The 8,419-nt window shown below is 62.7% G+C and carries 14 protein-coding genes; 5 read left to right on the top strand and 9 right to left on the bottom strand.

The features are described 5' to 3' along the window. Positions 1 to 203: 203 nt before the first annotated feature. The 3 genes from BN60_RS00065 to BN60_RS00060 all read left to right on the top strand — a co-directional run bounded on the left by BN60_RS00065 (position 204) and on the right by BN60_RS00060 (position 2,059). Entirely contained in the window at positions 204 to 1,067 is an 864-nt protein-coding gene (locus BN60_RS00065) for a TauD/TfdA dioxygenase family protein (RefSeq protein WP_020693914.1), read from the top strand. Positions 1,068 to 1,206: 139 nt separating this feature from the next. Continuing rightward, positions 1,207 to 1,380, top strand: a complete 174-nt coding sequence (locus BN60_RS30210) for a lasso RiPP family leader peptide-containing protein (RefSeq protein WP_020693913.1) — start codon at positions 1,207 to 1,209, stop codon at positions 1,378 to 1,380. A gap of 94 nt (positions 1,381 to 1,474) precedes the next feature. Then, on the top strand, positions 1,475 to 2,059 hold the full coding sequence (locus BN60_RS00060; protein WP_020693912.1) for a tyrosine phosphatase family protein: 585 nt from the start codon (positions 1,475 to 1,477) through the stop codon (positions 2,057 to 2,059). 38 nt (positions 2,060 to 2,097) lie between these two features. Here the strand turns inward: BN60_RS00060 and BN60_RS00055 are convergent, their stop codons facing one another. The 3 genes from BN60_RS00055 to BN60_RS00045 form a co-directional block, all read right to left on the bottom strand. After that, complete coding sequence (locus tag BN60_RS00055) at positions 2,098 to 2,409, bottom strand: hypothetical protein (protein ID WP_020693911.1); 312 nt, start codon at positions 2,407 to 2,409, stop codon at positions 2,098 to 2,100. A gap of 35 nt (positions 2,410 to 2,444) precedes the next feature. Beyond that, positions 2,445 to 3,134 carry a carbonic anhydrase gene (locus tag BN60_RS00050; RefSeq protein ID WP_043283496.1) on the bottom strand — a complete coding sequence of 230 codons (690 nt, stop codon included), beginning with the start codon at positions 3,132 to 3,134 and terminating at the stop codon, positions 2,445 to 2,447. A gap of 109 nt (positions 3,135 to 3,243) precedes the next feature. Then, positions 3,244 to 4,221, bottom strand: coding sequence for a Bug family tripartite tricarboxylate transporter substrate binding protein (locus BN60_RS00045; RefSeq protein ID WP_043283495.1), 978 nt, complete (start codon positions 4,219 to 4,221; stop codon positions 3,244 to 3,246). A gap of 798 nt (positions 4,222 to 5,019) precedes the next feature. On the opposite strand from BN60_RS00045, the gene BN60_RS00040 reads away from it, so the two are divergent. Next, positions 5,020 to 5,250, top strand: coding sequence for a hypothetical protein (locus tag BN60_RS00040; RefSeq protein ID WP_020693908.1), 231 nt, complete (start codon positions 5,020 to 5,022; stop codon positions 5,248 to 5,250). Positions 5,251 to 5,319: 69 nt separating this feature from the next. Beyond that, complete coding sequence (locus BN60_RS00035; RefSeq protein WP_148283286.1) at positions 5,320 to 5,916, top strand: hypothetical protein; 597 nt, start codon at positions 5,320 to 5,322, stop codon at positions 5,914 to 5,916. 171 nt (positions 5,917 to 6,087) lie between these two features. On the opposite strand, the gene BN60_RS00030 is transcribed toward BN60_RS00035, so the two are convergent. The 6 genes from BN60_RS00030 to BN60_RS30640 all read right to left on the bottom strand — a co-directional run. Continuing rightward, positions 6,088 to 6,297 carry a hypothetical protein gene (locus BN60_RS00030; protein WP_020693905.1) on the bottom strand — a complete coding sequence of 70 codons (210 nt, stop codon included), beginning with the start codon at positions 6,295 to 6,297 and terminating at the stop codon, positions 6,088 to 6,090. Beyond that, positions 6,272 to 6,532, bottom strand: a complete 261-nt coding sequence (locus BN60_RS00025) for a hypothetical protein (RefSeq protein WP_020693904.1) — start codon at positions 6,530 to 6,532, stop codon at positions 6,272 to 6,274. Before BN60_RS00025 ends, BN60_RS00030 begins: the two co-directional genes overlap by 26 nt. Next, positions 6,529 to 7,242: a peptidoglycan recognition protein family protein gene (locus BN60_RS00020; protein ID WP_020693903.1), complete on the bottom strand. Its 714-nt coding sequence runs from the start codon at positions 7,240 to 7,242 to the stop codon at positions 6,529 to 6,531. The genes BN60_RS00025 and BN60_RS00020 overlap by 4 nt, the downstream gene beginning before the upstream one ends. 19 nt (positions 7,243 to 7,261) lie before the next feature. Continuing rightward, a complete protein-coding gene (locus BN60_RS00015) occupies positions 7,262 to 7,531 on the bottom strand; it encodes a hypothetical protein (RefSeq protein ID WP_148283285.1) in 270 nt (89 codons plus the stop codon). Next, entirely contained in the window at positions 7,528 to 7,875 is a 348-nt protein-coding gene (locus BN60_RS00010; protein ID WP_020693901.1) for a hypothetical protein, read from the bottom strand. Before BN60_RS00010 ends, BN60_RS00015 begins: the two co-directional genes overlap by 4 nt. Positions 7,876 to 7,896: 21 nt before the next feature. After that, on the bottom strand, positions 7,897 to 8,419 hold a 523-nt coding region (locus BN60_RS30640; RefSeq protein ID WP_043283492.1), incomplete at its 5' end, for a hypothetical protein.

Raw genomic sequence — 8,419 nt, 5'->3', positions numbered from 1 at the left:
GTGCCGGCACGGCCATCGCGGTTGTCAGCCGTGGCGAGCAGGGCCTGCTGGTTCAGACTGGCGACAATGTTCGCGAGCCGCAGAACCGCCGCGTCGAGATCGTGGTTCAGTAAGACCCCGAACTGCGAAATGGAGAGGACGGCCGGGCAATGCCCGGCCGTTCTTTTTTGCGTAAGATGGTGGCGACACTCACGAGGTTCCCGATGACCGACCGTCTCGAGATCAAGCCCCTCGACGCCACCTTCGGCGCCGTCGTCACAGGCATCAGGCTCGCCGAGATCGACGAACCGACCTGGCGAGAGCTTCATGCGACGTGGCTGAAGTACGCGCTGCTGGTCTTTCCCGGCCAGCATCTGCAACGCGACCAACAGATCGCTTTCGCCAAACGTTTCGGTCCCCTGGAATTCGAGATGGCCGCGATCAGTAACGTGAAATCGGACGGCACGCTCAGGATCGAAGAAGACAACGACGACATGATGAAGATCCTGAAGGGCAACATGGGCTGGCACGCCGACAGTACCTACATGCCCGTGCAGGCCAAGGGCGCCGTGTTCAGCGCAGAGGAAGTGCCGACGATCGGCGGCCAGACCGGCTGGGCCGACATGCGCGCCGCCTACGATGCGCTCGACGAGGCACGGAAGGCGCAGATCGAGTCGCTGCAGGCCTATCACTCGCTGCACTACAGCCAGTCGCAGCTCGGCCACCAGACCGGCAAGTCCGACGGTGAATATAGTGGCTACGGCCTGCACGACGGCCCCGTGCCGCTCCGGCCGCTGGTGAAGACACATCCCGAAACCGGCCGCAAATCGCTGTTGATCGGCCGCCATGCCCACAACATTCCCGGCATGGACCGCGATGAAGCTCGGCGCCTTCTGGAAGGGTTGATCGATTTTGCCTGTCAGCCCCCGCGCATCTACCACCATGACTGGGCGGCAGGCGACGCGGTGGTGTGGGACAATCGCTGCCTGCTGCACCAGGCGACCCCCTGGGACATGACCCAGCGGCGCATCATGTGGCACAGCCGCATCGCCGGGGATCCGGCAAGCGAGTCGGCTCTGGCTGCCTAATCTGCACCCGGCTTGCGCATTGCGCCTCCGTTGATATCGCGATTGACGGTCAGTCGGCCGTCGTGACTATGTTTCCACAGCACAGCCATGTGGGAATCTTGGCCGTGCTGTTTGGGAAAGTTGTGGGTTGGGAAATCATATGAGCGACAATGCCAAGCGAGACGACTCGTCCGCCGACGAGCCGATCTCGAAAAGAGCCTATTCACCCCCGCTTCTCGTGAAATGGGGAACCCTGCGCGACATTACCCAGTCGGTCGGCTGGAACGGGCGCAAGGACGGCGGCAGGGGCAAGCCACCGAAACGGACCCGCTGATGCCGCTGGCGGCCCAAGCGGCAAGGTAGAGTTTGAGCCTGCGTCCGGCGGACAATGTGCTATCTGCCCTGCCGAAAAGGCAGGAAGGACGGTCATGACGCCTATCTCGATTTCAATGCTCACGATCTGTGGCATCGACGAGCTGTCCGACGCGCGCGACACGCCGGTTTCACACGTCCTGTCGATGCTCGATCCTGATCGCCTCGACGTCGATGCGTTCTCGGCCTATGCGCCGCACCACCGCACGCTTCTGCGCTTTCACGACATCATCGATCCGGAACCCGGCAAGGTGATGCCGGCGGCAGCGCACGTCGAGGCAATCCTGCAGTTCGGAGAAGAGCTGGCGACGTCGCGCGCGAACCGGCGCGATGGCCACCTGCTGGTCCACTGCCACATGGGCGTCTCGCGCTCTACCGCCGGCATGCTGTCGCTCCTCGCCCAGCTTTACCCTGACGAGCCGGAAGCGAACCTGTTCGAGCGGCTGCGCCGGATTCGTCCGCAGGCTTGGCCCAACTCGGTGATGATCGGCTACGCCGATGAGCTTCTCGGTCGCAAAGGCCGACTGGTCGATGCCCTGAGAAAACACTACGGTCATCAGGTCACGCATCGTCCCGACCTGGCGAGTTGGATGAAGCAGTTGGCGCGCGGACGTGAAGTGAAGATGGCGATACGGACCTGAGCACGTAAGGCCTCGGCGCTTCGCGCAAGGGTTAGCGATCAATCGTCGTCTTCCGGAACGTTCGGGCCCGGAGGCGGCGGCGTGAACTTCTTGCGCCGCAGAAGATCTTCCATGGCCTGGATACCTTCGGCATAGAGACCATTCGCGCAATCGATCTCGGCGCCTATCCGCGTGTGATTGCGCCGCCCGTCGGAGTCCGTGCTCCGACCCATTCCGTAGCGGTCGTAGTAGGCGATGAGCTGCGAGCAACGGGCCTTTAACTCCGCTGCCGTCTGTGCCTGGGCAGCGGAGAGCAGCCCAGCCTCGAGGGCCAACGCGATAGCGAGCATGGCAAACGCCTTGCCGCGCATGGCGGCCCTGATCCCGCAGTCGCGGCGTGCCGGCGCTAGACCATGATGACCTTGCCGGTGGGCAGGTCATAGTACGCACCGACAATGCGGAGCTTACCGGCGGCGACCATTTCGCTCAGGATCGGCTTCTCCGTCTGAAGGCGACGCACATTGGCCTGCACGTTCGCGACGACGGCGCGTTGCTGGAGATCCGGCCCTGTCGTTTTCATGATCGGCTCGATGCCGGGCTTCATGGCGGTCACGAGGCCGGCGATGTGGCCCGGCAGCGTGTTGCCCTTCTGAAGGGCGTCGACCGTCGCATTCACCGCGCCGCAGCTCGTATGGCCGAGAACCATGATCACTTTGGTCCCCAGCACGGCAGCTCCAAACTCGAGGCTGCCCAACCCCTCCGGCGTCACGAAGTTGCCGGCAACGCGTACGATGAAGAGTTCGCCGGGCGCCTGGTCGAAGGCCAATTCGGGCGCGACTCTCGAATCGGCACAGCCGAGGATCGCCGCAAACGGCGCCTGCCCCTGAGTGCGGGCCGCCCGATTCGCGGAGAAGTCCCGCTCTTTCAACTGCCCCGACACATAGCGCGCATTGCCCTCCATTAGACGAGCCAGCGCGGCGTCGGGGGTTTCAGCGGATCGCGCCGGTTGAGCCTGCGCCGAAGCAATCGATGCCGCCGCCACGGCGCCCATCCCTACCGCGAACAAACCACGACGCGATAAACATACGTTGCACATACGCCTGCTCCCCCCAGATCAAAGTGGGTAAATTTAGTTGCATGGGGGATCATCAAAATCAACTTGTGGAAAGGCCGGGCCACTGTGACGCCGTGATGACGCCGGGGCGCTATTCGGCCTTGATGCCCGCAAACTTGATGACCTTCGCCCACTTCTCGGTGGCCTCCGAGAGGATCGCTCCGAACTCCGCAGGCGTGCCGCCGAGCACCGTGCCGCCCAACTCGACGATCCGGGTCTTGATCTTGCTGTCGGCGAGGCCGGCGTTCAGTTCCTTGTTCAGCAAGGTGATGATCTCGGTCGGCGTATTCTTGGGCACGCCGATGCCTGCAAAGCCGCTGGCCTCGTAACCCGGCACGAACTCCGACACCGAGGGAACGTCGGGCATCACGTCCAAACGCGCCGCAGTCGTCACGGCGAGCGGACGCAGCTTGCCGGCCTTGATTTGTTGAATCGATTCGGAGATCGGCGCGAAAATGACCTGCACATGGCCGCTGATCAGGTCGGCGACAGCAGGCGCGCCGCCTTTGTATGGCACATGAACCAGATTCACCCCGGTCATCATCTTGAAGAGTTCGCAGGCAATGTTTTGCGGAGTGCCCTGGCCGGCTGATCCATAGTTGATCTTGCCCGGGTTGGCCCTGGCGTAGGCGATGAATTCGGGCAGTGTCTTGGCGGGGACCGACGGATTTATCACGACGACATACGCCAGCCGCGCAGCGCAGATGACCGGCGCGATGTCTCGCATGAAGTCGAAACTGAGATTGCTGTAGAGCGCGGCATTGATCGCATGCGGCGTCACGACCTGCAGCAACGTGTAGCCATCGGCGGGTGACTTGGCGACCAGCTCGGTGCCGATGTTGCCACTGGCACCGGGCTTGTTCTCGACAATGAACTGCTGGCCCAGCCGCTCCGTCAGCCACTCGCCCATCAGGCGTCCCTGGATGTCGGTGGCCCCGCCGGCGGGAAAGCCGACGACGATGCGCACCGGCCGGGACGGATAGGCTTGCGCCCACGAAGTGCGGGCTATGGCCGGCAGCACAGCAGCGCCTGCGGCTAGGTGGATGAAAGTGCGGCGGGGAGATTTCACGGCGCGCCCTCCAAAGCCTGCGTTACGTCGCGGACACGCAGCCGAACTGGACGCGCTGCCGGAACAGGCTACACCCGCCTGGCAGCGGGATGGAAGGAGCCAGCGCATCGCCACGGGTCAAGCGGACCAGCTGGCACAGCCCAGCCGATGGCCAGGGCCCTCGCAAGGCCGGCGCAAAATCACCGCAGAATGTCTGGAATAAAGTGGTGCCCCGAGACGGTGCTCGAGATCCCCGGTTTATCAATCTACTAACCAGAAGTGGGATGCTTTTCGAAACCTAGTATTTCCGGGCATTTTCGAGGCCTCGTGTCCCACCTTTCGCCGGATCGACCTCGCTGCCTCGCCTTTCAATCCCGGGGCGACTAAGTCGGCGACGCGCGCTCCGCTCTCTCAGATCGTCACAGGGTCCTCACCGAGCCATACCCAAACGGTTGCCAACCGATTCTCATGAGGTGGGAGAGCTACTTTACAATCGCTTATAAACCAGCATCACCGCCATGATGCGCCCGCAAGTATCTTGGGGTATGGCAAATAAGTGTTTAAAATCAATAACTTATTTTATAACGCGGACGCGTTACTACGCTTTTTCCGCAGGCCGGTCAACAAAATTTCCTTGGAAAAAGCACAATTGAGGGGGCATATTCCCCATCGAAAGCGTTGCGCACTGTCCGCGAATATTAGGAGATGGATGCAGCCGGAGATTGGTTCATCCGTTCGTGGGCGGCACGCATAATTTCCGGCTTGGCATATCGCCTTGTCGTATGAAGGGTAATTGACCCAGGAAGTGAGGAGCTTACCATGTCGAAGCACAGGAAAGACGTCCTCATGGACTGCCTCTCCGGGCAGGACATGAAGCTCGCCAACATTAAGTTTTTCCGCGGCAGCAATGAAACTATCTCGGACGAGCAGTTCCGGGATGAGTTGCACGGCGCTGCCGAGCGCAAACGCAAGGGCGAAGTGAAGCCGTCGCTCATGGCGCCTTGGAAGGAGCGCGTGACGGACTTGCGGGAGTTCGTTTCGACGCTTTAACGTCATCGAACTTTCAAATGAAAATTATAGGCCCGGGTGACTCCCGGGCCTTTTTGCAGGGAGAGCTCAGTGCGAATTGGTGCATTTGTTGGCACGTTCTCTAATCGAACCGATGTGCCAATTGATCCTGTCGAGAACGTCCTTCCTGCCGTGCAGGAGATCGTAGGTCACAACCATATCATCGAGATGTTCGCGGACCCTGGCCTTGACGCCGGCATCGTCCGTGGATTCATCGAGCAATACTCCCAGTCTGAGACCGACAGCGAGATCAAGCTTACGAGGGTAACCTACTCGACTGATCAGTCCGTCCCCTGGCAGCGACTCGTTGCGTGCAAAGAATTGCTGCACGTCCTTGATCAGCCTGAGAATCGCGTCTCGGAGCGGACCGATATCGATTCTTTGATCGAGAAGATTCGGCTGCCTCCTGAGATGTACAACCACCAAACCGACGGGCAGCATGCCTTTAACGATCGACTGGGTGTCGCTTACGCCGCAGCAGTCCTGTTTCCATTGGCGGCCCGAAACCTCCTGGTGCCTGAATTCGAAGCCGGAAAGATCACGGTTTCCACTATCGTGGACTTAATTGGTATGCCGGCCCCGTACGTTGCGATGGTGCTGAATCCACAGTGGCTGGAGATCCACTCGGCTCTTGTGAAACTGAAGTGAGGAAAAGAATATGCCCGCCGGTCGAAACCCGACGGGCGTTCTAGTCTAGCGAGGCGGAAGGCGCTGCGTAGCGCGATCGCCGATCTGCACCCACATACCCATGAGCGCGAACACGGCGACGACCAGCACGGCGACAATCGCGAGCAGGATGTAGGTTTTCATCGCACCGCCTCAGTAAGGGCTTGGCTGCAGGCAACGCCTGTCGCGGACCGCGTTGAAGCCGGAGAGCCAGTCAACAAGCCCTTCCCAAAGGGAACGGTCGGCCTTGAAGGCGGCGACCTGCGCCTCGGTGGCGCGGTAGCGCGTCGTCGACGTGCAGAGCGTGTCGACGGAGACAATGACCGGCTTTTCCGGTTCACCGCAGCCCGTCAACACGATCATCGTAAGGAGTGCTACGCACTTTCTCATCGATCTGCTCCTTCTCCCGGCGCGCGTTCTCCTGCGCCTTGATGGTCTCTTGCTGCACGGTGGTGGTGACGGCGGCCGCGCCGGCCTTCTTCCCTTCCGAGAACTGGTCGCGCAGTAGCCAGGCGGTGCCGGCCATGAGCGCGACGGCGAGCAGCGTTACGGCGACTGCCTTGGCCGCCGGCGTGGCCAGGAAGGCGGGCAGCGTCATGACTCGACCCCGAGCGCCACGCGCGAGGCATAGTCCGCGACGCCGGTGGGCGACCGGCCGGTGTCCCGCTGCCATGCCACCAGGGCATCGCGCGTGAGGCGGCCGAAGAGCCCGTCGATCGCACCGCAGGGAAAGCCGCGCTCCGTCAAGGCACGCTGCAGGCGACGCACCCGGTCGGCGTTACCAGGCACCATGATGTAGAGGTCCAGCGGGCTGGCGAGAAACCGTGGCGTCGCATCCTGCACGGCGAAGTCTGGCCGCCCAGTCGGATAGCCGGAGGCATCGAGCCCAAGGGCGCGCCGGTAGTCGAAGACCGGGCACTCCTTGGGATAGACCTCGCAATGGCCGTGCACGCGGATCTTCACGCCGCGGGCGCCGTAGGCATCGCAGATCGCGCGGACCATGCTGTGGCCCGTCCGGAATTGCTCGCTGGTGAAGGCCGACTTGACCAGGCCGTGCAGGCAGACCGCGATGGTGCCGGTGTTGAAGCCGTCGCCCTGCGCGGCCGGTGTCCGCTCCAGCGCGCGGCCGGCCTGCCACTCGCCGCTCTTCTTCACGAAGTAGTGGTAGCCGACATCGGACCAGCCGTTGCCGTTCACATGCCAGTCGCGCATGACCGCGACGTCGTCGTGTTCCGGGCGATCGCTGGCGCTGCAGTGAAAGAACAGCGAATGCACCGCCCGGGCGGGCGGTGTGAATTGGAAGTCCATGTTGTCCTCTTGAGGTGGATCAGTAGGTGTGGCGGCGGCCCCAGTCCTTCCACGCCGCCCATGCCATGACGGCAGCGAGCGAGGGAACGACGAGCCAGCGGCCGGCCGGGAATGCCGGCGCGCCGAATTTCCAGGTCTCGAACCCTTCGTAGGCCAGACCCATGGCGAGGATCGTGTAGAGCCACCAGCGGCAGCCTTTGGCGCGGCGGTAGCGATAGCGCTGCTGAACGAAGATGGCACCGATGCCGACAAGGCAGCAGGCGATATAGACGAACTGGACGAGCATCACGGTGAGCGACCTCCCCGCCAGAGCGACCACAACCACGCAAACGCCGCCTGCGGGTCGATGCGCCACTTCTCGACGAAGGTGGCGAAGCCCGCGAGGATGTTCATGCCGAGGAAGGCGATCAGCAGGGCGACGAGACGTTCCTGCTTGTGCGTCGCGCCCAGCCATTCGGCGACGGCCGGCGTCGCGAACAGGGCCAGAGCCCAGCTCGAAACGACGGCGCCCAGGCGCGTGAAGGGATTGGAGTCGACCAGCGTGCGCAGGGTGAGCAGCGAGCCCACGGCGGCCGCCGCCATCGTCCAGAACGACACACCCGCCCCCGGAAGCGGGTCGTTGAAATCAGACATCAGCCTGCCCCCTGCGCTTCGCTACCATCCACGCTCGGCGATCATCCGGTACTTCCATTTGTTCGTCGTCAGCGACGTGCCGGCGGCGCTCGCCTTGTTGACCACGATCCACTGCGACGTGATCACGCTCATGCCGTTGCGATCGCGCGACAGCGTGGGCAGTCGGATGTTGCTACCGTCGAAATTGTGGATGGAGCCCAAGCCGATCTGGTCGCCGACGGCGTAGCCGCCTTCCGTCGAGGTGCACTCGATGATGAAATCGGCGATGCGGGGATAGACACCGAGGTTGTGGTTCTTGGCGACGGCGGTATTCACACCGGGAAGGTCGCCGCTGTAGCCGGAGTCGTAGCGGCCGTCATAGGCATAGGCCACGGCCGAGGTGACGGCGCCGCCCGAGGCAACGGCTTCGCCGACAAAGACAAGCCAGACCTGCGGTGCCGTGACGCCGTTGCCGAGGTAGCCCTTCATCTCGCCGATGTTGAAGGTGTACTGGCCGCTGGTGACGGCGGGCGTGCCGCCGTGCTGATAGATCGGCGCCAGCACC

Source organism: Reyranella massiliensis 521 (assembly GCF_000312425.1).
GTDB classification, from domain to species: Bacteria; Pseudomonadota; Alphaproteobacteria; order Reyranellales; family Reyranellaceae; genus Reyranella; species Reyranella massiliensis.
This window is presented reverse-complemented; position numbering and strand designations above follow the sequence as displayed.

Coding starts and splice junctions, on each gene's coding strand:
- BN60_RS00065 (WP_020693914.1), top strand. CDS start 204: ATGACCGACCGTCTCGAGATCAAGCCCCTCGACGCCACCTTCGGCGCC.
- BN60_RS00010 (WP_020693901.1), bottom strand. CDS start 7,875: ATGTCTGATTTCAACGACCCGCTTCCGGGGGCGGGTGTGTCGTTCTGG.
- BN60_RS00020 (WP_020693903.1), bottom strand. CDS start 7,242: ATGGACTTCCAATTCACACCGCCCGCCCGGGCGGTGCATTCGCTGTTC.
- BN60_RS30210 (WP_020693913.1), top strand. CDS start 1,207: ATGAGCGACAATGCCAAGCGAGACGACTCGTCCGCCGACGAGCCGATC.
- BN60_RS00040 (WP_020693908.1), top strand. CDS start 5,020: ATGTCGAAGCACAGGAAAGACGTCCTCATGGACTGCCTCTCCGGGCAG.
- BN60_RS00025 (WP_020693904.1), bottom strand. CDS start 6,532: ATGACGCTGCCCGCCTTCCTGGCCACGCCGGCGGCCAAGGCAGTCGCC.
- BN60_RS00030 (WP_020693905.1), bottom strand. CDS start 6,297: ATGATCGTGTTGACGGGCTGCGGTGAACCGGAAAAGCCGGTCATTGTC.
- BN60_RS00060 (WP_020693912.1), top strand. CDS start 1,475: ATGACGCCTATCTCGATTTCAATGCTCACGATCTGTGGCATCGACGAG.
- BN60_RS00055 (WP_020693911.1), bottom strand. CDS start 2,409: ATGCGCGGCAAGGCGTTTGCCATGCTCGCTATCGCGTTGGCCCTCGAG.
- BN60_RS00050 (WP_043283496.1), bottom strand. CDS start 3,134: ATGTGCAACGTATGTTTATCGCGTCGTGGTTTGTTCGCGGTAGGGATG.